Source organism: Christiangramia aestuarii (genome assembly GCF_009735585.1).
Taxonomy (GTDB): Bacteria; Bacteroidota; Bacteroidia; order Flavobacteriales; family Flavobacteriaceae; genus Christiangramia; species Christiangramia aestuarii.
On the sequence record NZ_VJVW01000154.1, the window covers coordinates 1 to 378 of the forward strand.

The following is a 378-nucleotide window of genomic DNA, read 5'->3' on the forward strand; positions in this document are numbered from 1 at the left end:
CTTCCTCATCGGCTCGGCGGTGGCCTATGCGCTGAACAAGCCGCTGGTCCTGTTCCGCAAGCAGGGCAAGCTACCCGCCGACGTACTCGCCGAGGGCTACCAGACCGAATACGGCGAGGCCTTCCTCGAAGTACATGCCGACAGCCTCTGCGAAGGCGACAGCGTACTGATCTTCGACGACCTCATCGCCACCGGCGGGACCCTGCTGGCGGCCGCGAGCCTGGTACGACGCCTCGGGGCCAGGGTCTTCGAGGCCGCGGCGATCATCGACCTGCCGGAACTCGGCGGCTCCACTCGCCTGCAGGACGCCGGCATCTCCACCTTCAGTCTCACCGCGTTCGCTCTCGACGAGCGTTGATACGCCGGGGGGCGCCCTGG

The 378-nt window shown here is 67.7% G+C and carries 1 protein-coding gene; it reads left to right on the plus strand.

Features of this window, described 5'->3' with window-relative positions; translation table 11 throughout:
- The coding region (locus tag FLP08_RS17335) for a purine phosphoribosyltransferase family protein (RefSeq protein ID WP_162431149.1) at positions 1–358 on the plus strand (358 nt) is incomplete at its 5' end.
- Between the last annotated feature and the right edge of the window lie 20 nt (positions 359–378).